This is a genomic window from Kitasatospora sp. NPDC057595, from assembly GCF_042800875.1.
GTDB lineage: Bacteria > Actinomycetota > Actinomycetes > Streptomycetales > Streptomycetaceae > Kitasatospora.
Genome location: NZ_JBHVGL010000020.1, coordinates 105661 through 130097 on the forward strand (window position 1 = coordinate 105661; position 24437 = coordinate 130097).

At 73.9% G+C, this 24437-nt stretch carries 23 protein-coding genes; 14 read left to right on the plus strand and 9 right to left on the minus strand.

The features are described from left to right. Positions 1 to 5: 5 nt before the first annotated feature. The 4 genes from ACFU9E_RS26920 (at position 6) to ACFU9E_RS26935 (ending at position 4287) form a co-directional block, all read left to right on the plus strand. Positions 6 to 1175 (plus strand): sensor histidine kinase, encoded by a 1170-nt coding sequence (locus ACFU9E_RS26920; protein ID WP_380685929.1) that lies wholly within the window; start codon positions 6 to 8, stop codon positions 1173 to 1175. Beyond that, positions 1172 to 1900 (plus strand): response regulator, encoded by a 729-nt coding sequence (locus ACFU9E_RS26925; protein WP_380685927.1) that lies wholly within the window; start codon positions 1172 to 1174, stop codon positions 1898 to 1900. Before ACFU9E_RS26920 ends, ACFU9E_RS26925 begins: the two co-directional genes overlap by 4 nt. A 126-nt stretch (positions 1901 to 2026) precedes the next feature. Next, entirely contained in the window at positions 2027 to 2491 is a 465-nt protein-coding gene (locus ACFU9E_RS26930) for a DUF485 domain-containing protein (RefSeq protein WP_380685925.1), read from the plus strand. After that, a complete protein-coding gene (locus ACFU9E_RS26935) occupies positions 2488 to 4287 on the plus strand; it encodes a cation acetate symporter (protein WP_380685923.1) in 1800 nt (599 codons plus the stop codon). Before ACFU9E_RS26930 ends, ACFU9E_RS26935 begins: the two co-directional genes overlap by 4 nt. Before the next feature lie 70 nt (positions 4288 to 4357). Here ACFU9E_RS26935 and ACFU9E_RS26940 read toward each other — a convergent pair whose 3' ends face one another. Together ACFU9E_RS26940 and ACFU9E_RS26945 are read right to left on the minus strand one after the other, a co-directional pair. Then, entirely contained in the window at positions 4358 to 5266 is a 909-nt protein-coding gene (locus tag ACFU9E_RS26940) for a sucrase ferredoxin (protein WP_380715412.1), read from the minus strand. Between the two features lie 143 nt (positions 5267 to 5409). Beyond that, positions 5410 to 7860 (minus strand): DNA topoisomerase (ATP-hydrolyzing) subunit A, encoded by a 2451-nt coding sequence (locus ACFU9E_RS26945; protein ID WP_380686122.1) that lies wholly within the window; start codon positions 7858 to 7860, stop codon positions 5410 to 5412. A 260-nt stretch (positions 7861 to 8120) separates the two neighbouring features. On the opposite strand from ACFU9E_RS26945, the gene ACFU9E_RS26950 reads away from it, so the two are divergent. The 3 genes from ACFU9E_RS26950 (at position 8121) to ACFU9E_RS26960 (ending at position 12399) form a co-directional block, all read left to right on the plus strand. Further along, positions 8121 to 9476, plus strand: coding sequence for a M16 family metallopeptidase (locus ACFU9E_RS26950; protein ID WP_380686124.1), 1356 nt, complete (start codon positions 8121 to 8123; stop codon positions 9474 to 9476). Then, on the plus strand, positions 9473 to 10864 hold the full coding sequence (locus tag ACFU9E_RS26955; RefSeq protein ID WP_380686126.1) for a M16 family metallopeptidase: 1392 nt from the start codon (positions 9473 to 9475) through the stop codon (positions 10862 to 10864). Before ACFU9E_RS26950 ends, ACFU9E_RS26955 begins: the two co-directional genes overlap by 4 nt. Before the next feature lie 341 nt (positions 10865 to 11205). Further along, positions 11206 to 12399 carry an RtcB family protein gene (locus ACFU9E_RS26960; protein ID WP_380686128.1) on the plus strand — a complete coding sequence of 398 codons (1194 nt, stop codon included), beginning with the start codon at positions 11206 to 11208 and terminating at the stop codon, positions 12397 to 12399. A 111-nt stretch (positions 12400 to 12510) separates the two neighbouring features. Here the strand turns inward: ACFU9E_RS26960 and ACFU9E_RS26965 are convergent, their stop codons facing one another. After that, positions 12511 to 13026, minus strand: a complete 516-nt coding sequence (locus ACFU9E_RS26965) for a MarR family winged helix-turn-helix transcriptional regulator (RefSeq protein WP_380686130.1) — start codon at positions 13024 to 13026, stop codon at positions 12511 to 12513. Between the two features lie 131 nt (positions 13027 to 13157). Between ACFU9E_RS26965 and ACFU9E_RS26970 the strand changes: the two genes are divergently transcribed. Next, complete coding sequence (locus ACFU9E_RS26970) at positions 13158 to 13874, plus strand: DUF4386 domain-containing protein (RefSeq protein WP_380686132.1); 717 nt, start codon at positions 13158 to 13160, stop codon at positions 13872 to 13874. A gap of 360 nt (positions 13875 to 14234) precedes the next feature. Here the strand turns inward: ACFU9E_RS26970 and ACFU9E_RS26975 are convergent, their stop codons facing one another. After that, the gene (locus tag ACFU9E_RS26975; RefSeq protein ID WP_380690155.1) at positions 14235 to 14864 is read right to left on the minus strand and encodes a TetR/AcrR family transcriptional regulator; all 630 of its coding nucleotides are present in this window, start codon (positions 14862 to 14864) and stop codon (positions 14235 to 14237) included. 182 nt (positions 14865 to 15046) lie between these two features. Here ACFU9E_RS26975 and ACFU9E_RS26980 point away from each other — a divergent pair, with 182 nt between their 5' ends. Both ACFU9E_RS26980 and ACFU9E_RS26985 read left to right on the plus strand, forming a co-directional pair. Continuing rightward, positions 15047 to 16054, plus strand: coding sequence for a medium chain dehydrogenase/reductase family protein (locus tag ACFU9E_RS26980; protein WP_380715414.1), 1008 nt, complete (start codon positions 15047 to 15049; stop codon positions 16052 to 16054). Positions 16055 to 16262: 208 nt separating this feature from the next. Beyond that, entirely contained in the window at positions 16263 to 16532 is a 270-nt protein-coding gene (locus ACFU9E_RS26985; protein ID WP_380687942.1) for a hypothetical protein, read from the plus strand. A gap of 22 nt (positions 16533 to 16554) precedes the next feature. Here ACFU9E_RS26985 and ACFU9E_RS26990 read toward each other — a convergent pair whose 3' ends face one another. Both ACFU9E_RS26990 and ACFU9E_RS26995 read right to left on the minus strand, forming a co-directional pair. Beyond that, a complete protein-coding gene (locus ACFU9E_RS26990) occupies positions 16555 to 17211 on the minus strand; it encodes a response regulator (RefSeq protein WP_380687940.1) in 657 nt (218 codons plus the stop codon). A gap of 121 nt (positions 17212 to 17332) precedes the next feature. After that, positions 17333 to 18241 carry a sensor histidine kinase gene (locus ACFU9E_RS26995; RefSeq protein WP_380687937.1) on the minus strand — a complete coding sequence of 303 codons (909 nt, stop codon included), beginning with the start codon at positions 18239 to 18241 and terminating at the stop codon, positions 17333 to 17335. A gap of 361 nt (positions 18242 to 18602) precedes the next feature. On the opposite strand from ACFU9E_RS26995, the gene ACFU9E_RS27000 reads away from it, so the two are divergent. From ACFU9E_RS27000 to ACFU9E_RS27015, 4 genes are all read left to right on the plus strand, one after another. Continuing rightward, on the plus strand, positions 18603 to 19589 hold the full coding sequence (locus tag ACFU9E_RS27000; RefSeq protein WP_380687934.1) for a thiamine pyrophosphate-dependent dehydrogenase E1 component subunit alpha: 987 nt from the start codon (positions 18603 to 18605) through the stop codon (positions 19587 to 19589). 22 nt (positions 19590 to 19611) lie between these two features. Then, complete coding sequence (locus tag ACFU9E_RS27005) at positions 19612 to 20589, plus strand: alpha-ketoacid dehydrogenase subunit beta (protein ID WP_380687931.1); 978 nt, start codon at positions 19612 to 19614, stop codon at positions 20587 to 20589. A 133-nt stretch (positions 20590 to 20722) separates the two neighbouring features. Continuing rightward, the gene (locus ACFU9E_RS27010; RefSeq protein WP_380687929.1) at positions 20723 to 21229 is read left to right on the plus strand and encodes a quercetin 2,3-dioxygenase; all 507 of its coding nucleotides are present in this window, start codon (positions 20723 to 20725) and stop codon (positions 21227 to 21229) included. Positions 21230 to 21396: 167 nt separating this feature from the next. Continuing rightward, the gene (locus tag ACFU9E_RS27015) at positions 21397 to 22032 is read left to right on the plus strand and encodes a TetR/AcrR family transcriptional regulator (protein WP_380687927.1); all 636 of its coding nucleotides are present in this window, start codon (positions 21397 to 21399) and stop codon (positions 22030 to 22032) included. Positions 22033 to 22171: 139 nt separating this feature from the next. Here the strand turns inward: ACFU9E_RS27015 and ACFU9E_RS27020 are convergent, their stop codons facing one another. The 3 genes from ACFU9E_RS27020 to ACFU9E_RS27030 all read right to left on the minus strand — a co-directional run bounded on the left by ACFU9E_RS27020 (position 22172) and on the right by ACFU9E_RS27030 (position 24403). After that, entirely contained in the window at positions 22172 to 23044 is an 873-nt protein-coding gene (locus ACFU9E_RS27020) for an LLM class flavin-dependent oxidoreductase (RefSeq protein WP_380684783.1), read from the minus strand. Between the two features lies 1 nt (position 23045). Beyond that, the gene (locus tag ACFU9E_RS27025; protein ID WP_355364991.1) at positions 23046 to 23426 is read right to left on the minus strand and encodes a SchA/CurD-like domain-containing protein; all 381 of its coding nucleotides are present in this window, start codon (positions 23424 to 23426) and stop codon (positions 23046 to 23048) included. A 62-nt stretch (positions 23427 to 23488) separates the two neighbouring features. Beyond that, positions 23489 to 24403 carry an SDR family NAD(P)-dependent oxidoreductase gene (locus ACFU9E_RS27030; protein WP_380684784.1) on the minus strand — a complete coding sequence of 305 codons (915 nt, stop codon included), beginning with the start codon at positions 24401 to 24403 and terminating at the stop codon, positions 23489 to 23491. Positions 24404 to 24437 lie beyond the last annotated feature (34 nt).

The following is a 24437-nucleotide window of genomic DNA, read 5'->3' on the forward strand; positions in this document are numbered from 1 at the left end:
AACGTTTGGCCGAGGGGTACTGGACCCGCTGGCCGGCCCATGAGGGGCTGCGGTACGACGCCGAGAGCCGGCCGCGGCGGCTCCTCACCGCGCTCGGCCGGCTCGTCGTCCTGGTCAGCGTCTGCTGGGGGACGTTCGCCGGCGGCCGGTACAGCGGCTGGGCGATGGTGGCCGGGGTGGTCGGGCTGGTCGCGGCGGTCGGCCTCGCCGCCGGCTATCTGCACGCCAGCCGGGAGCAGTGGGCGACGCGCTCGTACCTGCTGGCCGCCGGGGTGTTCGCGGCCGCCTGGCTGGCCAACTGGGGGAAGGCCTACCTGCTCTCCGACGTGCTCTGGTACGGACTGGCGGTGACCGCGCTGATTCGGCTGCCGGCCGGGCCGGCGCTGATCGTGGCCGGGGCCTCGCTCGGCTCGTACGCCTCGGTGAGCTGGGCGAGCTGGCTGAGCATCACGGCCACCACCGGCGGACTGGTGCTGCTCGGCCACCTGTTGCGGCTGGACATCGAGGCGCGCGGCACCGCGCGCCGGCTGCTCGACCGGGAACGGGCCGCCCGGGCCGCCGAGGCGGAGAGCGCCGCGCTCGCCGAACGGGCCAGGATCGCCCGGGAGATCCACGACGTGCTGGCTCACAGCCTCTCCGCCCAGCTGGTCCACCTGGAGGCGGCCCGGCTGATGCTGGACTCCGGCACCGACCGGGAACGGGTCCGGGAGCGGGTGGTGGCGGCGCGGCGGATGGCGCAGGACGGGCTGGCCGAGACCCGGCAGGCGCTGTCCGCGCTGCGCGGCGAGTTCACCCCGGTCGGCGAATTCCTGGTGGAGCTGACCGGGACGGAACGCGCGGTGTTCGGGGTGAGCGGGACACCGCGCCCACTGGCCGCCGAGGCGGGGCTCGCCGTCCGGCGCACGGCGCAGGAGGCGCTGACCAATGTGCGCAAACACGCCCCCGGCGCGCGCTGCACGGTCGAGCTCCGCTATCTGACGGACGAGGTGGAGCTGGAGGTGCGCGACCAGCGCGACCAGCGGGCCGGACGGGCCGGGGCGCCGGGCGAACTGGCGGCCAGCGGTGGCGGGTACGGTCTGCTGGGGATGCGCGAACGCGCGGAACTGCTCGGCGGCACCCTGCTGGCGGGCCCGCACGAGGGAGGATGGCGCGTGCTGCTGCGGGTGCCGGCATGACGGGGCCGAGGGACGTCAGGGTGCTGGTCGCGGACGACCAGACGGTGGTCCGCGAGGGGATCGTGATGCTGCTCGGGCTGCTGCCCGGGATCGAGGTGGTCGGCTCGGCGGCGGACGGCGAGGAGGCCGTCGCGCTGGTGGCCCGGCACCGGCCGGACGTGGTGCTGATGGACCTGCGGATGCCCCGCTGCGACGGGGTCGAGGCGACCCGGCGGATCCGGGCCGGGTACCCGGGCACCGAGGTCGTGGTGCTCACCACCTACGCGGACGACGACTCGCTGTTCCCGGCGCTGCGGGCCGGGGCGCGCGGCTACCTCACCAAGGACGCGGGCGCCGAGGAGATCGCCCGGGCGATCGCGGACGTCCGTTCGGGGGCGGCCGGGCTCTCGCCGCAGGTGCAGCTGAGGTTGCTGGAGCGGCTGGCGGGGGACGCCCCGGCCGCGCCGGAGCCGGCTCCGGGAGCCGGAGCTGGTTCGGCACCGGGTTCGACGCCGGCTCCGGCACCGGCGGCGGAGCGGCTGCCGGCCGGGCTGACCGCGCGGGAGGCGGAGGTGCTCGGGCTGATCTCCCAGGGGCTCTCCAACACCGAGATCGCCCGGCGGCTGTACGTCAGCCCGGCCACCGTGAAGACCCACATCAACAACCTGTTCGCCAAGACCGGCGTGCGGGACCGGGCGCAAGCGGTCGCGTACGCCTTCCGACACGGAATCACCGGGTCTCCGTAGTAGTCGGATGAGCGTCTGTCGGATCATCGATCACCTCATCGAGTGAACGTATCTGCGTTGGGAGTTTGGGGAGTTGTGACGCCCCCATCATGGTTCGGGTCACAACCCCCCGGTCCAGGAGCAGCCGTGCCACAACAGCAGACGAGAAACCCCGAGCCGGGAGGGCAACTGGACTGGTGGGCGCCGACTCCGGTGGTCCCGCCGGAGCCGGCAGCCGTGCCGGAGCCGCTGCCCGCACCCGAGCCGGTGCCCGTGTCGGAGCCCGCGCCGGGGCCCAGCAGCATCGAGGTGTACCGGGCCGTCCAGCGCAGCGCGGCCTTCCAGCGGATCCGCCACAGCTACCGGACCTTCGTGTTCCCGGTCAGCGGCGTCTTCCTCGCCTGGTACCTGCTCTACGTGGCCGCCCAGGCGGCGGCGCCCGCGCTGATGCGCAGGCCGGTCGCCGGCCCGGTGAACGTCGCCTGGCTGCTCGGTCTCCTGCAGTTCGCCACCACCTTCGTGCTGGCCTGGCTCTACGCCCGCAACGCCCGCACCAAGCGCGACCGGGCCGCCCTGTCGCTGCGCTGGGACACCCAGGACCAGCTGCGATGAGGACCTCCACCCCGCCCCCCGTCGCCCCCACCGGGGACCACCACGCCCTGGCCGTGGTGCTCTTCGCCGTCGTCGTCCTGGTCACCCTGGGCATCACCTTCTGGGCCGGCCGCCGCGGCAGCGCCGCCGAGGACTTCTACGCCGGCGGCCGCGACTTCACGCCGCTGCAGAACGGCTTCGCGCTCTCCGGCGACTACCTCTCCGCCGCCTCCTTCCTCGGCGTCGCCGGGCTGATCGCGCTGTACGGGTACGACGGCGTGCTCTACAGCATCGGCTTCCTGGTCGCCTGGCTGGTGGTGCTGATGCTGGTCGCCGAACTGGTCCGCAACGCGGGCCGGTACACCCTGGCCGACGTGCTGGCGCTGCGGTTGCGCCGGCGCAAGGTCCGGGCGGCGGCCGGCGGCGCCAGCGTGGTCGTCACGCTGTTCTACCTGGTCGCCCAGATGGTCGGCGCGGGCAGCCTGGTCGCCCTGCTGCTCGGTACCAACAGCGCCCAGGCCCGCACCTGGACCATCGTGGCGGTGGGCGGTCTGATGATCGTGTACGTCACGATCGGCGGCATGCGGGCCACCACCTGGATCCAGATCGTCAAGGCGTTCCTGCTGGTCGCCGGCTCGGTGGTGCTGACCGTGCTGCTGGTGGTCCGCTTCCACGGGGACGTCGCCGAGCTGATGCGGCAGGCGGCGCAGCACAGCGGCGCCGGGCAGCGCTACCTGGAGCCCGGGCTCAAGTACGGCAAGAGCTTCACCAGCCGGCTGGACTTCTTCAGCCTGGGCCTGGCCCTCGTGCTGGGCACGGCCGGTCTGCCGCACATCCTGTCCCGCTTCTACACCGTGCCCACCGCGCGGGCCGCCCGCCGCTCCACGATGTGGGCGATCGGACTGGTCGGCGGCTTCTACCTGATGGCCATCGCACTGGGCCTCGGCGCCACCGCGCTGATCGGCTCGGCCGAGGTCCGGCAGGCCAACTCGGCGGGCAACACCGCCGTCCCGCTGCTCGCCCTGGTGCTCGGCGGCGGCAACGGCTCCACGGGCGGGGTGGTGCTGTTCGCGTTGATCTCGGCGATCGCCTTCGCGACCATCCTGGCGGTGGTCGCCGGGCTCACCCTGGCCTCGTCGGCGGCGTTCGCCCACGACATCTGGGCGGGCGCCTGGCGGGGACGGCCGCGCGACGCACACGACGGGCGCGGTGCACGGGGCTCGCGCGGCGGGCGGAGCGGGCGCGGGCGGCGCGCCGAGGTCCCGGCCTCCCGGCGGTCACGCCGCAGGGCGGACGACCGGGACGGACCGGACACCGGTCCGCGGACCGGCGGGGCGGAGGCGGAGACGGACGGCGCGTCGGGGGTCGCCGAGCACAAGGAGGTCCTGGTCGCGCGGATCGCGGCGGTCGGGATCGGTGCGGTGGCGATCGTGCTGAGCCTCTTCGCCCAGCAGCTGAACGTCGCGTTCCTGGTCGGCCTGGCCTTCGCCGTCGCCGCCTCGGCCAACCTGCCGGTGCTGCTCTACAGCCTGTTCTGGCGGCGGTTCACCGCCCGCGGCGCGGTCTGGTCGGTGTACGGCGGGCTGATTCCGGCGGTGGTGCTGGTGGCCTTCTCACCGGTGGTCTCCGGCACCAAGGTGGCGCTCTTCCCCGGGATGGACTTCCACTGGTTCCCGCTGGAGAACCCGGGCATGGTCTCCATCCCGCTCGGCTTCCTGGCCGGCTGGATCGGCACCCTCACCTCGCCCGAGCCGGCCGACCCGGACCGGTACGCCGAGCTGGAGGTCCGCTCGCTGACCGGGGCCGGGGCGGTCTGAGCGGCCGAGGAACGAACGACGACCCCCGGCGGGCACCCGCCGGGGGTCGTCGTTCGTCACCGAGGGTCCGTCAGAGCTCCCGGAGGGAGACGACCTCCATCCGGGACGGGGTGGCCGGGGCCTTGCCGCAACTCTCCGGGCGGGCCGGCTCGCTGACGCCCTCGACCACCTCGGCCTCCCAGGACCGGCCGTCCTCGTGCCGGACCACGACCCGCCAGCGGCCCGCACCGTCCGGCCGCTGCACCACGGTGAGGGCCTCGGCCCCGGTCTCGCCGCTGGCCACCCGCACCGCGTGGTCGGCCGCCTGGCCGGGGCGCTCCCAGCCGGAGCAGCCGCGCGACCACTCCGGCACCATGTGGCCGGACGCCGTCGCCGCCAGCACCTCCTTGGCGGACTCGGCGGTGAGCCGGCCGTACGCGTAGCCGTACGGCAGCACCAGCATGGTGGGGGAGAAGCGGTGGCCGCCCAGGTGGGTCACCTCCCACACCTCGCTGTGCCCGGCGGCGGTCAGGTCGGCGGCGAGCGGGCGGCCGAGCAGGGCGCAGCAGCGGTCCCGGCGGCCGTTGGTGCACACCAGGGCGATCGGGCCGCCGACGTGCGGTGCGCCGAGGCCGCCGTGGTCGCCGGCGCCCAGCGCCGCGAAGTCGAGGGCCAGCAGCTCCGCCGGGTCCGTCACCGCGTGGCGGCGCACCCAGCTGCGGCCGGGCGCCGGGACGGTGTGCGCCACGAGCACCTCGTGCCGGGCCGTCGGCAGGCAGTCCGCGTGCCGCCCGGGTCGGCGGATCAGCGCCACCCGTACCCCGGTGCCGGCGGCCGCGGCATCGAGTGCGCGCCCCACCTCAGGATCCAGATGGCTCTCGCCGAGCGCCTTCGCGCCCCACGGGCCGTTCTGCTCGACCAACAGCCAGGTCGTCGCGGTCGCGGCGGTGGCGGCCAGCGGCTCCGACAGTTCACGCGACAGCGTCGCACAGGTGCTCACCCCGGTAAGGCTACCCTTGCCCGCCCACCGGGGCGCGGTCGCCGGGGAGGGGCGGGCGGCGGGCCGGTGGGGCGGCGCCGGGAATGCCGCAGGGGCGCCGGAACGGGGAGGTCCGGCGCCCCTGCGGGGGGAGTGGGGGCGGGTCAGGCGGGGCCGGCGACGGTGCTGATCGGGGTGGTGACGGGGGTGCCGGAGCCGTCGCGGCGGGGGTCGCGGTCGGGGAGGTCGACCGGGGCGCCCTTGGCGGTGGTGGCACGGGCCGGGGCCGGGCCGGCCCAGGCGAAGGCGAGGGCGTCCTCGCCGCGCAGGAAGCGCTGGCAGCGGACGCCGCCGGTGGCGCGGCCCTTGCGCGGGTACTGCTCGAAGGGGGTGACCTTCCAGGAGGACTGGGCCTCGCCGGCGAGCGTGCCGGAGGCGCCGGCGACCGAGACCACCACCGCGTCGGCGGCCGGGTCGACGGCGGTGAAGGAGAGCACCCGGGCGCCGTCGGCGAGCTTGATGCCGGCCATGCCGCCGGCCGGGCGGCCCTGCGGGCGGACCTGTCCGGCGGGGTAGCGCAGCAGCTGGGCGTCGGAGCTGATGAAGACGAGGTCCTCCTCGCCGGTGCGCAGCTCGACCGCGCCGACCACCTCGTCGCCGTCCTTGAGCGCGATCACCTCGAACTCGTCCTTGTTGGCGGGCCATTCGGGGACCACCCGCTTGACGACGCCCTGGACGGTGCCCAGCGCCAGGCCGGGGGAGGACTCGTCCAGGGTGGTCAGCGCGAGGACCCGCTCGTCGGCCTCCAGCCGGAGGAACTCGGTGACGGCGGCGCCGCCGGCCAGCGTCGGCGAGGGGGTGGGCGGCAGCGCGGGCAGGTCGATGACCGGCAGCCGCAGGACCCGGCCCGCCGAGGTGACCACGCCGACGTCGGCGCGGGCGGTGGTCGGCACCGCGGAGACGATCACGTCGTGCTTGGCGCGCTTCTCGGAGAGCTCGAACGGCTCGCCGTCGGCGGTGCGGGCGAGCAGGCCGGTGGAGGAGAGCAGCACCCGGCACGGATCGTCGGCGACCTCCAGCGGGACGGTCAGCGAGGCGGCCGGCGCGGCGCCGGCCTCCAGCAGGACGGTGCGCCGCTCGGTGCCGAACTGCTTGGCGACCGCGCCGAGTTCGCCGGAGACGACGCTGCGCAGCTTGCTGTCGGACTCCAGGATCTCGGTCAGGTCGGCGATCTCGGAGATCAGCTTGGCCTGCTCCTGCTCCAGCTCGACCCGGTCGAAGCGGGTGAGCCGGCGCAGCGGGGTGTCGAGGATGTACGCGGTCTGCGTCTCGGACAGCGAGAAGCGCTCCATCAGGCGCTCCTTGGCCTGGGCGGCGTTGTCGCTGGACCGGATGATCGCGATGACCTCGTCGATGTCGACCAGCGCGACCAGCAGGCCCTCGACCAGGTGCAGCCGCTCCTGGCGCTTGCGGCGGCGGAAGTCGCTGCGCCGGCGGACCACCTCGAAGCGGTGGTCGACGTAGACCTCCAGCAGCTCCTTGAGGCCGAGGGTGAGCGGCTGGCCGTCGACCAGCGCCACGTTGTTGATGCCGAAGGTCTCCTCCATCGGCGTCAGCTTGTAGAGCTGCTCCAGCAGGGCCTCGGGCACGAAGCCGTTCTTGACCTCGATGACCAGGCGCAGGCCGTGCTCGCGGTCGGTGAGGTCCTTGACGTCCGCGATGCCCTGGAGCTTCTTCGCGTTGACGAGGTCCTTGATCTTGGAGATGACCTTCTCCGGGCCGACGTTGTACGGCAGCTCGGTGACCACGATGCCCTTGCGGCGGGCGGTGACCGCCTCGACGGTCGTGGTGGCGCGGATCTTGAAGGTGCCGCGGCCGGACTCGTAGGCGTCCCGGATGCCGGAGAGGCCGACGATCCGTCCGCCGGTGGGCAGGTCCGGGCCGGGGACGAACCGCATGAGGGTGTCGAGGTCGGCGTTCGGGTGCTTGATCAGGTGGCGGGCGGCGGCGACGACCTCGGAGAGGTTGTGCGGCGGCATGTTGGTGGCCATGCCGACGGCGATCCCGGTGGCGCCGTTGACCAGCAGGTTGGGGAAGGCGGCCGGCAGCGCCAGCGGCTCCTGCTCGCTGCCGTCGTAGTTGGGGCCGAAGTCGACGGTCTCCTCGTGGATCGACTCGACCATGGCCATCGAGGCGGCGGTGAGCCGGGACTCGGTGTAGCGCATCGCGGCCGGCGGGTCGTCGTTTCCGAGCGAGCCGAAGTTGCCGTGGCCGTCGATCAGCGGCAGCCGCATCGAGAAGGGCTGGGCCATCCGGACGACCGAGTCGTAGATGGAGGCGTCGCCGTGCGGGTGCAGCCGGCCCATCACCTCGCCGACCAGGCGGGCGCACTTGACGTGGCCGCGCTCCGGGCGCAGGCCCATCTCGTTGGCCTGGTACAGGATGCGGCGGTGCACCGGCTTGAGGCCGTCCCGGGCGTCCGGGAGGGCCCGGGAGTAGATGACGGAGTAGGCGTACTCGAGGAACGAGCCCTGCATCTCGTCCACGACGTCGACGTCGAGGATGCGCTCCTCGAAGTCTCCGGGGGGCGGGGTCTGCGAACTGCGGCGGGCCATCGCGGCGGGGCTCCCTTACGTCTCGCTTGCGTCTCGTCCACGTCTCGTCGGCGCGGTTTCGCCGGGGCTGTCGGCGGTTCTGTCAACAGGGCTCGGCGCCCCCATTGTGGACCCTCCCGCCGACAGTCCCGCCCAGCGCCCCTCTTCCGCCCCTGGCGAACGCCCCGTCCGCGCGGACACATCCGCGCGGTCCGCGCGTTGCACCACAATGGGGGACGCCACACGAACCCCGACTTCGACGACGGGAAGGACCCGAGCGCATGGCCAACCCGGCCCCCGCCTCCCAGCGAGGCATCGCCATCACCGAGCACCGCCTGGCCAATGGCCTGCGCGTCGTCCTCTCCGAGGACCACCTGACCCCGGTGGCCGCGGTCTGCCTCTGGTACGACGTCGGCTCCCGGCACGAGGTGAAGGGCCGCACCGGGCTGGCCCACCTGTTCGAGCACCTGATGTTCCAGGGCTCCGCCAACGTCTCCAACAACGGGCACTTCGAGCTGGTCCAGGGCGCGGGCGGTTCGCTCAACGGCACCACCAGCTTCGAGCGCACCAACTACTTCGAGACCATGCCGGCCCACCAGTTGGAGCTCGCGCTCTGGCTGGAGGCGGACCGGATGGGCTCGCTGCTGGCGGCCCTCGACGAGGCGTCGATGGAGAACCAGCGCGACGTGGTGAAGAACGAGCGCCGCCAGCGGTACGACAACGTGCCCTACGGCACCGCGTTCGAGAAGCTGACCGCGCTGTCCTTCCCGGACGGCCACCCCTACCACCACACCCCGATCGGCTCGATGGCCGACCTGGACGCGGCCACCCTGGAGGACGCCCGGGCGTTCTTCCGCACCTACTACGCGCCGAACAACGCGGTGCTCTCGGTGGTCGGCGACATCGACCCCGAGCAGGCCATCGCCTGGGTGGAGAAGTACTTCGGCAGCATCCCGGCGCACGACGGCAAGCAGCCGCCGCGCGACGGCGGCCTGCCGGAGACCGTCGGCCGCGAGCTGCGCGAGCTGATCCGCGAGGACGTGCCGTCCCGCGCGCTGATGGCGGCCTACCGGCTGCCGCACGACGGCACCCGCGAGGCGGACGCCGCCGACCTGGCGCTGACCATCCTCGGCAGCGGCGAGTCGAGCCGGCTGTACAACCGGCTGGTCCGCCGGGACCGCACCGCCGTCGCGGCCGGCTTCGGCCTGCTGCGGCTGTCCGGTGCGCCGAGCCTGGGCTGGCTGGACGTCAAGACCTCGGGCGACGCCACCGTCGAGCAGATCGAGACGGCCGTCGACGAGGAGCTGGCCCGCTTCGCGGCCGAGGGGCCGACCGCGGCCGAGCTGGAGCGCGCCCAGGCGCAGATCGAGCGCGAGTGGCTGGACCGGCTCACCACGGTGGCCGGCCGCGCCGACGAACTCTGCCGCTTCGCCGTGCTGTTCGGCGACCCGAAGCTGCTGAACGACGCCCTGCCCAAGGTCCTCGACGTCACCGCCGAGGAGGTGCGGGAGATCGCCGCCGCACGGCTGCACCCGCAGAACCGGGCGGTGCTGGTGTACGAGCCGACCCCGGCCGAGGACACCGCCGACGACACCGCTGCCACCGCCGAGACCGACGAGGAGGGCGCCGCCGTATGAGCACCGAGTACGTCCCCGCCATGACCTTCCACCCGCAGCCCCAGCCCGGCACCCCCAGCCCGTGGGCGTTCCCGGCGCCGGAGCGCGCCGCGCTGGGCAACGGCATCACCGTGCTGCACTGCCACCGCCCCGGCCAGCAGCTGGTGGCCGTCGACGTGCTGCTCGACGCGCCGCTCGCGGCCGAGCCGGAGGGCGTGGACGGCGTCGCCTCGATCCTGGCGCGGGCGTTCAGCGAGGGCACCGACACGCTGACCGCCGAGGAGTTCGCGGCCGAGCTGGAGCGGGCCGGCGCGACCCTGGACGCGCACGCGGACCACCCGTGCATCCGGGTCTCGCTGGAGGTCCCGGCCTCCCGGCTGGCCCGCGGCCTGGACCTGCTGGCCGCCGCGCTGGGCAGCCCGGCGCTGCCGGAGGACGAGATCGAGCGGCTGGTCGCCAACCGGCTGGACGAGATCGTGCACGAGCAGGCCAACCCGGCCCGGCGGGCCGCCAAGGCGCTGTACGCCGAGCTGTTCGACGGTGCCGACCGGCTGTCCCGGCCGCGGGCCGGCACCGCCGAGACGGTCAAGACGATCGACCGGGCCGCCGTCCGGGCGTTCTACGAGGCGCACGTGCGGCCCGCCACCACCACCGTGGTCGTCGTCGGCGACCTCACCGGCACCGACCTGCCGGCCCTGCTGGAGTCCACCCTGGGCGCCTGGAAGGGCTCCCCGGCCGAGCCGAGCGCGCACGCGCCGGTGACCGCCGACGACACCGGCCGGGTGATCATCGTGGACCGGCCCGGCTCGGTGCAGACCCAGCTGCTGATCGGCCGGATCGGTCCGGACCGGCACGACCCGGCCTGGGCCGCGCAGATCCTCGGCACCTACTGCCTGGGCGGCACCCTCACCTCCCGGCTGGACCGGGTGCTGCGCGAGGAGAAGGGCTACACCTACGGCGTGCGGGCCTTCGCCCAGCCGCTGCGCTCGGCCGCCGACGGCAGCGGGCGCTCCCTGCTGGCGATCAGCGGCTCGGTGGACACCGCCTCCACCGCCCCGGCGCTGGCCGACACCTGGACCATCCTGCGCACGCTGGCCGCCGAGGGGCTCACCGACGCGGAGCGCGCCGAGGCGGTGCAGTTCCTGGTCGGCGTGGCACCGCTGAAGTACGAGACGGCGGGCTCGGTGGCCGGCACCCTGGCCGACCAGGTCGAGCAGCACCTGGCCGACGACTTCCAGGCGGAGGTCTACCGGCAGCTGACCGAGCTGCCGACCGCCGCCGCCACCGAGGCCGTGGTCAAGGCCTTCCCGCCGGACCGGCTGGTCACCGTCCTGGTCGGCGACGCCTCGGCGTTCGCGGACCAGGTGCGGGAGCTGGGCATCGGTGAGGTCACCGTGATCGGCGCCTGACCCGGTACGGGCGGCCAGGGGCCCGGTGGAGCGTTCCGACGCTCCGCCGGGCCCTTCGCCGTCGTGCGCCGTCGTGGCGTTAATCCCCTTGCACGGGACGCGCGGTGCGTGGGTAGATATCCCCCGGCAACCGGTGCACACACGGAGAGGAGGCGGTCACCATGCGGGTCGAGCCATTCCAGCGGCGCTCCCCGAGACTGTCCTCCCGATGCCCCTTGGCCGCCTGAGCGCCGCCAACCCCTGACATCCCCGCGTCGCGCCGGGTCTCTCTTCGCGCGGCATCCTCCCGTGGCGGCTCCCCGCCTAGGCTTGAACCATCCGACCTTGGAGGTCGTTGAACCATGTCGTACACCGAGGTACCCGGCGTCCGGGTTCCGATCCGGATGTGGACCGACCCGGCCACCGTCGAGGGCCAGGCGATGCAGCAGCTGCGCAACATCAGCTCGCTGCCCTGGCTGCACGGGCTCGCCGTGATGCCCGACGTCCACCTGGGCAAGGGCGCGACGGTGGGTTCGGTGATCGCGATGCGCGGTGCCGTCTGCCCGGCGGCGGTCGGCGTGGACATCGGCTGCGGGATGAGCGCGGTGAAGACCTCGCTCACCGCGCAGGACCTGCCGGACGACCTGTCGCGGCTGCGCTCGCGGATCGAGCAGGCCATCCCGGTCGGCCGCGGCCTGCACGGCGAGCCGGTCGACCCGGGCCGGCTGCACGGCGTCCCGACCGGCGGCTGGGACGACTTCTGGCAGCGCTTCGACGCGGTCGCGCCCGAGGTGAAGTGGCGCCGGGAGCGGGCGGCCCAGCAGATGGCGACGCTCGGCGGCGGCAACCACTTCATCGAGGTGTGCGTCGACGACACCGGCGCGGTCTGGCTGATGCTGCACTCCGGCTCGCGCAACATCGGCAAGGAGCTGGCGGAGCACCACATGGGCGTGGCCCAGTCGCTGCCGCACAACCAGGGGCTGATCGACCGTGACCTCGCGGTGTTCGTGGCGGACACCCCGCAGATGGCCGCGTACCGGCAGGACCTCTTCTGGGCGCAGGAGTACGCCAAGCGCAACCGGGCGCTGATGATGGCGCTGTTCCAGGACGTGGTCCGGCGGGAGTTCCCGCGGGCGAAGGTCGCCTTCGACGAGGTGATCAGCTGCCACCACAACTACGTGTCGGAGGAGCGCTACGACGGCGTCGACCTGCTGGTCACCCGCAAGGGTGCGATCCGGGCCGGGGGCGGCGACTACGGGATCATCCCGGGCTCGATGGGCACCGGCTCGTACATCGTCCGCGGGCTGGGCAACGAGGCGTCGTTCAACTCGGCCTCGCACGGGGCCGGGCGGAAGATGAGCCGCAACGCCGCGAAGAAGCGGTTCACCACGCAGGACCTGGCCGAGCAGACCAAGGGCGTGGAGTGCCGCAAGGACGCGGGGGTGGTGGACGAGATCCCCGGCGCGTACAAGCCGATCGAGAAGGTGATCGAGCAGCAGCGGGATCTGGTCGAGGTCGTGGCGCACCTGAAGCAGGTGGTGTGCGTCAAGGGCTGAGGCCCGGTTCCCCGCGGTGAAGCCCCCGGCCGTCCGGCCGGGGGCTTCGGCGTGCCGCCGGTGCGCCGTCCGTGTGCCGTCGAGGTGTTCCCGGTCCGCCGCCGGGCGCGCTCAGACCCCGTCGCGCTTCGGGTTGAGCCGCCGGTAGCCGGGGTGCACCCCGGCGGTGAGGTGCTGGGCCTCGGCGATGCGGCGCAGCAGCTCCGCCAGGGCGATACGTTCCTGCGGATCCAGGCCCGAGCAGATGGCCTCCTCGTGGGCGAGCGCCGCCTCGGCCAGCCCGCGCATCGCCTCCTCGCCCTTGGGCGCGAGGTAGAGGTCCTGGAACCGGCGGTCCTTGGGGTTGCGCCGGCGCTCGACCAGACCGCGCGCCTCGATGGCGTCGACGAAGGCCACGAACCGGCTGGGGGACATGCCGAGCCGCCGGGCGAGCTCCTGCTGGTGCTGGCCGGGGGACAGCGCGACCGACCGGAGCAGACCGGCCTGGGCCGGGGTGAGGTCCAGCTCGGCGACCCGCCGGGCGAAGGCCTGGGCGGCGTGTTCGCCCAACTGGGAGAGGAGAAAGGCGACCTGGGCTCCCTGCGGGCCCGTGTGCGGGATCGGGGCGGGGTCGGGAGATTCGGTCATGAAAACACGATAGCAGTGGACAATGATGTCCCGGGGTGAACTATTCTGGTTTTGGAACTACCGGCGCCGGTGCCGATCCGTTCGATGCCGCGTCGGGCCCCAACGACCCGTTCTCGACTGGAGCGCCCCCCATGACCACGACATCAGCGGTGCCGGCCGCCTCCGCCCGGCGTTCGCAGTCAGGACCGCCCTTGCTGCTGCCGGCCGTGGCGTTCGCGGCACTGATGGTGGTGTCCATCGTGCTGGCCCGGCAGACCCCGCTGCCCACCGATTCGGCGGCCGACACGCTCGCCTACTACAAGGACCACGCGACCGCCGCGAAGGTCTCCGGGACGCTGCAGTTCGGCGCCTCGCTCCCGCTGGCGGTCTGGGCCGCCATCGTCTACCAGCGGCTGCGCCGGCTCGGTGTGGTCGCGCCCGGCCCCGGCATCGCGCTGGTCTCCGGGGTGCTCGCCGCGGCGTCGATGGCGCTGTGCGGGCTCACCGTCTGGGCCGCCTCCCGGGCCGGTGACCTCGGCGACGCGCCGCTGGCCCGTTCGCTGGCGGACCTGACCTTCGCCTCCGGCGGCCCCGGGCACGTCGTCCCGTTCGCCGTGATGCTGGCCGGTGTGGCGGTGCCGATGCTGCTGCTCGGCTTCGGGCCGAAGGGCTTCGCCTGGGCCGGTCTGGTGCTCGCCGGGATCGGCGTGCTCGGCACCCTCGCGCTGCTCTCGACCAGCCTGGGCTTCTTCCTGCCGATCGCCCGCTTCGGCGGTCTGATCTGGCTGATCGCGGCCAGCGTGATCCTGCCGAAGCAGCGTCTGCCGCGCCGCACCGCCGCCTACGAGGCGGAGGCGGAGACGGCCTGAAACGGTCCGGGTCGGCCCGGGCCGGTGCGAACCGGTCCGGGCCGGCCGGGATGACTGCTCCGGTGCGGTGACGGCCCGGACCCCCCGTTGGTGGTGCTCCGGGGGTGGGGCCGCCCGGGCCGGGGGAGGGCGACGGGTCGCGGCGCCGGGAGGCGCGGCGGACCGGTCGCGACCGAGCGGGCCGCTGGGCTCGTGAGGAAAAGGGAAGGCGGCGCGGCGGTGTCCTGGGGAGGAAGGCCGCCGCGCCGCCGGCCGTCGTGCGGCGGGTGGTGCGTCCGAGCGCGGGTGTGAGTGCGGGTGTGAGTGCGGGCGCGCGGGAGGGGCGAGGGGCCCCGGTGCGCGCGGGGAGGTGCCCTGCCGTCAGGCCGCCGCGAGGCGGCGGTCGAGAACGGCGAGAATCAGCTCCTCGATCCGGCGGGCCACCGCGGCGCTGTCGCCCTCCGGGCCGGCCAGCAGATCGAAGCTCTCGAAGCTGGTCAGCATGAAGAGCAGCTCCACCAGCTCGTCGAGCTCGGCCTCGCCGAGCTCGGCGTCGCGGTCGGCGAGCAGCCGGCCGAGCACCACCTGGAGGCCGCCGCGCCGCCGCTCGCCGCGGCTCTGCAGCGCGGTGTCGAGCTCCGGGTCGAGGATGCCCAGGCCGCGCAGTCGCCGCAGCGCGACCCGGCCGGAGGCGTAGAAGCCGGTGAGCACGTCGAGGATGGCGGTGAGCGCCTCCCGGCCGCTGGGCGCCATGAACGCTGCGGGCATCCTGGCCATTCCGCCGCGTTGGGCCAGGTCGTCGAAGAGCGCCTCCAGGAGGCCGGTCTTCGAGTCGAACTGGTAGTAGACGGTCATCCGCGCCACTCCGGCGGTCTTGGCGACGGCGTCCATGCTGAACGAGGCCGGGCCCTTCTCCCCGGTGAGCAGCTCGCAGGCCGCCTCCAGAATGCGGGTGCGGGTCTGTTCGGCGGCTACCTGGCGTTGGCCGGCTCGGTACTGGCGTGGGCTCATGGGCTGTTGACGTCTCCTGAGGCGGGTGCTATGACATTCATTGTACACTCAGTCTATATAAAAATACGGGGGCAGGGAACGGTCCGGCACGGACCGTCTCCCGGACCCGCCCCCGCGGAGGACCGGCGCCACTCCCACCAACGACATCTCTCCACGCGGAGGCCACGATGAGGTATCGCCATGTGAGTGTGCCGAGGATCGGCGGAGCCGAGGTCCTGAGGCTGTCCAGTGACGAGCTCCCGGCACCGACCGTCGGTCAGGTCAGGGTCCGGGTGCTCGCCGCCGGCGTCTCCTACGGTGACATTCTGCTCCGTGCCGGCGTCATCCCCGGCGGGCCCAAGCGCCCCTTCACTCCCGGATACGACCTGGTGGGGGTGGTGGACCAGGTCGGACCGGGCACCCGGGCCCCCGAACCGGGCCGGCGGGTGGTCGCGCTGGTGCGCAGCGGCGGCTACGCGGAGTACGCGATCGTCGCCGCCAACCGCCTGGTCACGCTGCCCGACGGGGTCGACCCGGTCGAGGCCTCGGCGCTCGCCCTCAACTACTTCATCGCCCAGCAGATGCTGCACCGGGTGGCCGAGGTCCGGCCCGGCGGGACGGTGCTGGTGCACAGCGTGTCCGGTGGCGTCGGCACCGCCTTCCTGGAGCTGGCCGGGCTCGCCGGGGTCACCGTGTACGGCACCTGCTCCGCCGCCCGGGCCGAGCAGGTGCGCGCGCTCGGCGGGCGTCCGATCGACCGCGCCGAGGACTTCCTGCGGGTGGTGCGCGGACTGCCGGGCGGCGCGGTGGACGCGGTCTTCGACCCGGTCGGCGGCCGGCACTTCATGCGCTCGTACCAGGCGGTGCGGCGCGGCGGCGTGATGGTCGGCTTCGGCCAGAACGCCGCGCTGCGCGGGACCGACCGGCGGGACCTGCTGACCGGCGCCCAGGGGTTCCTGGGCGGCATCGTGCTGCCGAAGCTGATCCCGGACGGGAAGCGGACCCTGTTCTACAACGCCTGGAGCCTGGAGAAGTCCCACCCGGCCGCGTACCAGCAGGACCTCGCGACCGTGCTGGAGCTGCTGCAGAAGGGCCTGGTCAGCCCGCGGGTGGGCCGCACCATGCCGCTGGACGAGGCGGCGGACGCGCACCGCGCGATGGAGAGCGCGGCCGTCACCGGGAAGATCGTGCTGGTCCCGGCCACCGCCTAGCCGGTCGCGACCCGGCGCGCGCCACCGGCCAGGGGGCGCGCGCCGGCCGCCGCGCTTCCGTCCCCGGGGCAGGGCCCCGTGACCGGGGACGGGGCAGGAAAGGTTCCCAGCGTGTTGGGGATTCCCGACCCATGACGGTGGGACGGCCGGTCCGCAGGATGGCCGTAGCACCGCTTCCCCCCGCTGCCGTCCCGCCGGAGGCCCTCCGATGCGAACCGCCCTGCACCGTGCCCACCACCGTCTCCTGCTGCGCCGGTGGGCGCGGCGGACCGGCCGCTACCTGGCGGACGGGCTGATCTGGCTCGGACTGGCGATGGGGGCGCTCACCTCGCCCTCCGCCCTGCCGGGGGCGCGGAAGCCGGAGGACGTGCTGCCGCCGCCGGGGGTGCCCGAGTGGCATCCGGAACGGACCGGGTCGTCTCCCGCGCCGCTGACCAGGCGCGAGGAGGAGCTGTGGGCGCTCCTGCTGGAGCGCTGACCGGCGCCGCGGGCCCGCCGGCTCAGTTGCCGAGGCCTGCGCGCCGGGCCCGGACGGCCGCCTCGGCACGGTCCGCGACCTGGAGCTTGCTGAAGATCCGGGAGAGGTAGTTGCGCACCGTCTTCATCGAGAGGCCGAACTCATTGGCGATGTAGGCGTTGTTGCGGCCGTCCGCGAGCATGGTGAGCACCGCCATCTCCCGGGGGGTGAGGTCGGGGAACGGCTCGCGCTCGGGGGCCGGCCGGCGGACCTGCGCCAGCAGGTGCGCGGCGGCCTCCGGCCCGAACAGCGCCCCGCCCTGGCTGACCGCGGTGATCGCCCGGCGGACGTCGTCCAGTCCGGCGCCCTTGACCAGGTAGCCGCGGGCGCCGGCCCGGACGGCCGCGACGATGGAGTCGTCGTTGTCGTCCGCGGTCAGCATCACCACCGCGACCCGGGGGTGGCGGGCGAGCAGGGTCCGGGTCGCCTCGATGCCGTCGGTGCCGGGCATGCCGATGTCCATCAGCACGACATCGGGTGCGAGCCGCTCGACGGCGGAGAGCACGTCCGCCCCGCTGGACGCTTCGCCGACCACCGTCAGGGAGTCGATCCGGTCCAGGAGTTGGCGTAAACCCGCCCGAAACAGCTCGTGATCGTCGACGACGAGGATACGGAGGTTTCGGGGCACGACCGGGTCCATGGGGGCTCCTTGGGGAGGGTGAGGGAACGCGTGGGACGCGCGGGAGGCCGGGGGCGGGCGCGGGTCGGTCGGGCACGGACTCCGCGACGGCCCCGGGGCGGGGAGGGAGGCCGGGAGCGGGTCAGTCGAGCAGGGTGGCGCCGTCGACCAGTGCCGATTGCGGCAGTCGGATCCGGACCGCGGTGCCGTGCGGGGTCCGGGCCGAAACCGAGAAAACACCGCCGAGTTCCTTGGTGCGGACGCACATCGACGGAAGGCCGATTCCGCGGTCGGCGTCCACGGAAATGCCGATCCCGTCGTCCTCGATCGACAGGTCGAGGCCGCTTCTGCCGACCGAGGCGGAGATCCGGCAGAGGGACGCCCGCGCGTGCCGGGCGACATTGGCGACGGCCTCGCCGGAGATTTTCTTCAATTCGGTCTGGACGTCGGCCGGGAAATCGTCCAGGACGGTCGGCAGCTCCGTGACGAACCGCAGACTGCCGGCCCCGGCCTCCTCGAAGGCGCGGACCTGCCGGTCCAGGAACTGGCGCAGTGTTCCGGCGGACTCGACGGTCCGGGGCTCGGAGCGGTCGAGGTCCCGGATCACCTGGCGGACGTCGGCGATGGCGGTGCTGACGTCCTCCCGGGCCTGGGCCAGCAGGGCCGGTGCCAGCTCGGCGTCGCCGTTCAGGTTGAGGCCGGCCAGTTCCATCCGCATGTGCAGGGCGGCCAGCCGGGGAGCCAGTGAGTCGTGCAACTCCCGCCGGAGTCGGCGGCGTTCGTCGAGTCGGGCGGCGGCGTCCGGACAGCCGGACTCCGCATCGGCGGCCGCGAGCGCGGCCGTGGCGGAAGCCGGGCGGCGTGGCTGGGCAGGCGGCAGGCCGGCCGCGCCGAGGCCGGTGACCAGTCCGAGCAGGGTGCTCACCAGCCGGCCGATCCGGTCGGAGGTGTTCCGTTCGCCGCGTGTGATGAGTGCTGCCGCGTCACCCATGGCCAGGTTGGTCGGTCTTCGGTCGCCCCTGCCGGAGGGTTTGAGTATCTGGTCCAGCATGGTTCCTGAGATCCCCCCGTCGCTCGCGTTTGACCCACTGTGCACGGGCGTTTCCTGGCGCGGGGAAATGGAATTTCTCGGGCATGTCCGAAAATCGGCACGGCGGACCCTTCGCTATCGGTCCGTCGTACGTTTCAATGCCGTGATCCCAATCCACCCGGGACAAGACCTTAGGCGCGCCATTGCGCGGGGCGCAAGGGTGGGCGAGTCGGGCGGGGGAGGGGGCGGTGACGGATTCGGACACTTGGTTGCACCCATGTGAGTGAGCACTTACCCTCATGGAGTCGGGCCACAGCACGACCGGCGAACGAGGCGCGCGGCGCCCCGCCGGCGTCCCCCGGAGAGCCGAGGAGGCGACCCCATGGGCACATCCCGCACCACCGATCTGACGCTCGATCAGATCGCCGAGATCTACCGGACGATGAGTGTGATCCGGGCCTTCGAGGACCGCCTGCACGGCCTGGCGAAGAGCCTCCCCGGCGCGGTCCACCTCTACAGCGGGCAGGAGGCCGTCGCCGCCGGCGTGTGCGCGGCCCTCGCCCCCGACGACTACCTCGCCAGCACCCACCGCGGCCACGGCCACGCCATCGCCAAGGGCTGCGACGTCGAGGCGATGATGAAGGAGCTGCACGGCCGGCCCGACGGGATCTGCGGTGGCAAGGGCGGCTCGATGCACATCGCGGACTTCGACCGCGGCATGCTCGGCGCCAACGGCCTGGCCGGCGGCGGCGTCCCGCTCGCCTGCGGCGCGGCACTGACGGCACGCCAGCAGGGCACCGGGCAGGTCGCGGTGGCCTTCACCGGCGACGGCGGCGCCAACCAGGGGGCCGTGCTGGAGAGCCTGGTGCTCGCCCGGATGCTCGACCTGCCGGTGATCTTCGCCGTCGAGAACAACGGCTACGCCCAGGCGACCCCCGCCGACCGGCACTTCTCCGGCACCGACATGGCCCAGCGCGCGGCCGGCTTCGGGATCCCCGGCGAGGTGGTCGACGGCTACGACGTGCTCGCCGTGCACGCCGCCACCACCGAGGCCGTGCGCCGCGCCCGGGCCGGCGAGGGCCCGACCGTGCTGGAGTTCCGGGCCGAGCGCTTCCACGGCCACATGGAGCTGTGGGACGACCAGTCCTACCGCCCGGGCGCCGACCCGGAGCGGCTGCGCACCGAGTCCGACCCGCTGCTGTTGCTCCGCTCGCGGATCGCCGACGGCACCGTGGCCGGACCCGCCGCCTTCGAGCTCGATCGGCTCGACCGGGACGCCACCGCGCTCGTCGAGGCCGCCGTCGTGGCCGCCGCCGAGCCCTTCACGGCCGACCCGCGCAGCCTGCTCGACCACGTCTACACCCGCTGACCGCACCGGAGGAGGGATCCACGTGCGCACCATCACGTACCAGCAGGCGATCGGCGAGGCGCTGACCCAGCAGATGCGCTTCGACCGCTCGGTGGTCCTCATGGGCGAGGACAGCACCAACGCCTGGGGCCCGACCAAGGGCCTGCACCTCGAATTCCCGGACCGCGTGCTCGACATGCCGATCACCGAGGCCGCCTTCGTCGGCGCCGCGGTCGGCGCCGCCGCGACCGGCCTGCGCCCGGTGGTCGACCTGCTCTTCGTCGACTTCGCCACCGTCTGCTTCGACCAGATCGCCAACCAGGCGGCCAAGTTGCGCTACATGGCCGGCGGCCGGATCTCGGTCCCGCTGGTGCTGCGCGCGATGTGGGGCACCGGCCTGCGCCGCGGTGCCCAGCACTCGCAGGCGCTGCACCCGCTCTTCGTGCACCTGCCCGGCCTCAAGGTGGTCGCGCCGTCCAACCCGTACGACGCCAAGGGGCTGATGGCGCAGGCGCTGGTGGACGACGACCCGGTGCTGTTCCTGGAGCACAAGATGCTCTACTTCGTGCCCGGCGGCGTCCCCGAGGAGCCCTACGCGATCCCGTTCGGCTCGGCCAAGGTGGTCCGGCCGGGGACGGACTGCACGGTGGTCGCGATCGGCCGGATGGTCTCGGTCGCGCTCGCCGCCGCCGAGCAGCTCGCCGCCGAGGGCGTGCAGATCGAGGTGATCGACCCGCGGACGCTGTCCCCGCTGGACACCTCGACCATCTACGGCAGCGTGGAGCGCACCGGGCGGCTGGTCGTGGTCGACGAGGCCCACCCCCGCTGCAGCCTGGCCACCGACATCGCCGCGCAGGTCGCGCAGGACCGCTTCTCCGCGCTGCGCGGGCCGATCAGGATGGTCACCGGGCCGCACGCGCCGGTGCCGTTCAGCCCCGAGCTGGAGGACGCCTTCGCCCCCGGGCCGGACCAGGTGGCGGCCGCCGTGCGGGCCACCGGGTCGGTGCGGAGCGCGGCCTGAGCGCCGTACCGCCCCCGCACTGCCGCACTGCCGCAACGCCGTACCGCCGTACCGCCGCAACGACGATCCATCAGTTTCCGTACCGCTGTGCTGCCGGGCCCGGGTCCGGGCCCGCCGACCGAGGAGGAACCGAGTGACGTCCCAACCGTTCGTGAAGCAGCCCGACGAGGGCCGCGCCATCTGGCACGTGGGCGCGCTGCTCAAGTTCAAGGCGACCGGCGCCGAGACCAACGGGCAGTTCTGGCTCGCCGAGCAGCTGTCCCCGGCGGGCTACGCCTCGCCGGTCCACCTGCACACCCGCGAGGACGAGTTCTTCATCGTCCAGGAGGGTGAGATGGTGCTGCGGATCGGCGACGACGAGCACAAGGTCGGTCCGGGCGCGACGGTCTTCGCGCCGCGCGGCATCGCCCACCAGTACCGGGTGGAGACCGAGGGGACCAGGTTCCTGGTGCTGGGCACCCCGGCCGGGTTCGAGGAGTGGTTCTTCCAGACCGGCGAGCCGGCCACCAGCCTGGAGCTGCCGCCGCCGCTGCAGGGCCCGCCGGACTTCGCCCGGCTGCTCGGCGCGCTGGAGCCGCTCGGCGTGCAGCTGGTCGGGCCGCCGCCCGGGCCGGGCGGGCCCGCCGGGCCGCCGCGCTGACCGGTGCCGCCGCTTCCTTCGCCGGCCCCGTCGCCCTTCGTGGGCGGTGGGGCCGGCGTACTGGTCGAAACCTGTGAGCGGGCACTCACCTGCACGCTATCCTTCGGGTACCCCTCCGCAGCCGCGGACCGGTTCGCAACCGGCCGCCCCGTTCCCTCGGAGCCTTCATGAGTATGCGCGAGCAGATCGTCGACGCCGCCGAGCGGGTGATCCGGGACCTCGGCCTGGCCCGCTGCACCACCAAGGAGATCGCCGAGGTGGCGGGCTGTTCCGAGGGCACCATCTACCGGCACTTCCGCAGCAAGGAGGACGTCTTCCTGGCCGTCCTCGCCGAGCGGCTGCCCGGCCTGCTGCCGGTGCTGCGGGCGCTGCCGGAGGAGGTCACCAGCGAGGGCGAGGTCCGGGCGGCCCTGCAGCAGGTGGCCGAGGAGGCGCTCGCCTTCTACCGGGAGTCGATGCCGATGCTGCTGTCGGTCTTCGCCGAACCCAAGCTGCTCGACCGCCACCGGGAGTGGATGCAGGCCAACAACGCGGGGCCGCACCGGGCCTCCGAGCTGCTGGCCGACTACCTGCGGCGGGCCCAGCGGGCCGATCTGGTCAGCCGGGACGCCGACCCGGTGGCGGCGGCCCAGCTCCTGCTCGGCGCCTGCTACCTGGCCGCCTACGGGGGCGTGTTCGCCAGCCCGGCCGGCGGTTCGGAGGCGCTGCGCGAGGCCGAGGCCTTCGTCCGCCAGCTCTGGCGTACGCTCGCCCCGGCCGACCGCCCCGCGGCGCCCGCGAAGGGCCGTGGCAAGTCCCGCTGAGGCGGTGAACCGAAGACCGCCCGCCGCCCGGTGAGCAGTACCGGGCGGCGGGCTCTTCGCCTTCCGGGGACGGCGGCGGCGGGAACGGCGCAGGGGCGGACGGCTGGATGCCGTCCGCCCCTGCCCGTCGTACCGCGGTTCAGCCCTGGAGCCCCAGGACCTGGGCCGCCGCCGTGACCTGGCCGAGGTCACCGGCGCACGGCATCAGCAGCAGCTCGTCGCAGCCCGCCTCGGCGTACTTGCCGACGATCCCGCGCAGCTTGCCGGGGTTGTCGGCCGCACCGCGCAGGATGTGGTCGACGAACGGCCCGGCGTCCCGGTAGTAGGACCGCAGATAGCCCTCGGTGTGCTTGCCGGCGTCCTCGCCGAGCGCGAAGTACGCCAGCGCCACCAGCCGCGGCGCCCCGGTCCGCCCCTCGGCGGCCCACTGCTCGCGCAGCGCCTGGGCGCCCTGGGCGAACATCACCGGTCCGGTGCCGCCGCCGATCCAGCCGTCGGCCAGCCGGGCCGCCCGCCGCAGCGCGGCCGGCGAGTGCCCGCCCAGGATCAGCTCCGGTCCGTCCGGCCGGACCGGGGCCGGACCGACCGCCGGCTCGCGGCCGGACTGCGCGTCGGCCCAGTGCCGGCGCAGCTGGGCCACCTGGGTGCCGGTCCGGGCGCCGCGGCCGGTCTTCTCGACCTGCCCGACCTCGAAGTCGTCCTGGCGCGAGCCGACCGCCAGGCCGAGGGTCAGCCGCCCGCCGGAGAGCCGGTCCACGGTGGCCGCCTGCTTGGCCAGCAGCGCGGTGTTGGCGCGCAGCGGCGAGATGAGGATGCTGGTCGCCAGACCGATCCGCTCGGTCACCGCGGCGGCCGCGGCCAGCGTGGTGAGCGGCTCCCAACTGGTGTGCACCAGGCGGTCGATGGTGCCGAGGGTGGAGAACCCGGCTTCCTCGGCGAGCCGGGCCCAGGCGACCACGTCGGCGCCGGCCGCGCCGGCCAGCGAGGTCGGCAGTCCGATTCCGACCTTCATCTCACTCACCCTCGATCGGCTGGTCGTGGCGGCGGGAGAGCACGTTCTCCATCGAGGCCAGCCGGAAGAAGGCCTGCGCGCCCTCCCGGCTGGTCATGTCGCGGGGAACGGCGAGGTGCTTCTCCAGCTCCCGCTCGAACTCGCGGACGGCGGGCTGCTGGCTCATGTGCGCGGCCACCAGCGGCAGCGGGCCCTCGATCTCGATCACCCGGACGGCCAGTTCCCGGCCCACGAAGGCCTGGGTGCCGAGGAGCTTGCCGACGACGGTGCCGTCGGGCGCCTTGACGTCGAAGTCCGGGCGGCCGCTCTTGCGGAAGAGGTCCTTGACGATGTCCTCGCTGCCCGGCAGCAGCGGGTAGTACAGCGCGTGCCACGTGCTCATGGATCGTCTCCTGACGGTTCGGGGCCGGGCTCGGCCCGTCGGTGGGTGGGAAGGCGCGGGGGTCACTGGCTGGCGGTGACGCCGCCGTCCACGTACAGCACCTGGCCGGTGACGAAGCCGGCCCGCGGCGAGGCGAGGAAGGTGACGGCGTCCGCCACCTCGTGCAGTTCGGCGGTGCGGCCGAGCGGGATCCGGCCGAGCACCATCCGCATGAACTCCGGGTTGCCGGCGTTCTCCTGGACGAAGTCGGTGCGCACGAAGCCGGGGGCGACGGCGTTCACCGCGATCCCGTGCCGGCCCCATTCGGCGGCCAGCTGCTTGACCAGCAGGTCCAGGCCGGCCTTGCTGGCACCGTAGGCGCTGAAGCCGCGCCGGGCGCCGAACTTGCCGCGCACCGAGGAGAGGTGGACGATCCGGCCGCCGCCGGCCGCGATCATCGCCCGGCCGACCGACTGGGAGAGCCAGAAGGCGCCCAGCAGGTTGGTGTCGACGATGGTGCGCCAGTCCTCCTCGGAGATGGTCTCGGCGCCGACGGTGACCAGCGCGCTGGCGCAGTTCACCAGGACGTCGACGCCGCCCCAGTCGGCCGTCACCGCGTCCACCAGCCGGTCGACGTCGGCGCGGTCGGCGACGTCCACGGCGTGCGGGGCGACCGTGCCGCCGCGGGCGGCCAGCGGGTTCAGCCGTTCGGCGGCCTCCTCGGCCTTCTTCAGCGAGCGGCCGGCGACGGCGACCTTGGCGCCCCGGGCGGCGAGGTCCGCCGCCACGGCCGCGCCGATGCTGCCGTAGCCGCCGACCAGCAGGACCCGGCAGCCGAGGAACTCCCGTTCGGCGGGGACGCGTTCGGGCGCGGGCCGGGGCGGTGCGGCGGCGCCGGGCGGGCCGCCGATCCCCGGGGGCGGGCCGCCGACGCCCGGGGGTGGTCCGCCGAAGCCCTGGGGCGGGCCGGGCGGTTGGGTCGGTGCGGCTGCCGTCATGGCAGCACCTCCCTGTCGCGTGTCGGTGAATGCG